Below are 481 nucleotides of genomic sequence, written 5' to 3' on the forward strand. Positions count from 1 at the left end.
GACACGTCGACGCACGACTCGGTGACGCTGGGCGGCGCGGACGCGACCACGCCGGTGGCCTTGCACAACGTGGCGGCGGGCGCAGTCTCGGCGACGAGCTTCGACGCGGTGAACGGCGCTCAGCTGTACAACCTGGCCAGCTCGACGGCGGATTCGTTCGGCGGCGGCTCGACGGTGAACAGCGATGGCTCGATCTCGAACCCGACGTATAACGTGGGCGGAAACACCTACAACAACGTAGGTGGTGCGATCACGAACCTCGATGGCCGCGTGACACAGAACACGACCGACATCACGAACCTGCAAGGCGACATCACGAACATCAACGGCCAGCTCGCTGATGCAGTGAAGTACGACACGTCGACGCACGACTCGGTGACGCTGGGCGGCGCGGACGCGACCACGCCGGTGGCCTTGCACAACGTGGCGGCGGGCGCAGTCTCGGCGACGAGCTTCGACGCGGTGAACGGCTCCCAGCTGT

At 66.1% G+C, this 481-nt stretch carries 1 pseudogene; it reads left to right on the forward strand.

Annotated features, from left to right (window positions below):
• Positions 1-481 (forward strand): annotated as a pseudogene (locus AB4Y36_RS40455) (hemagglutinin); the annotation flags it as partial.

Source organism: Paraburkholderia sp. BR10936 (assembly GCF_040965735.1).
In the GTDB taxonomy this organism is placed as follows: domain Bacteria; phylum Pseudomonadota; class Gammaproteobacteria; order Burkholderiales; family Burkholderiaceae; genus Paraburkholderia; species Paraburkholderia nodosa_A.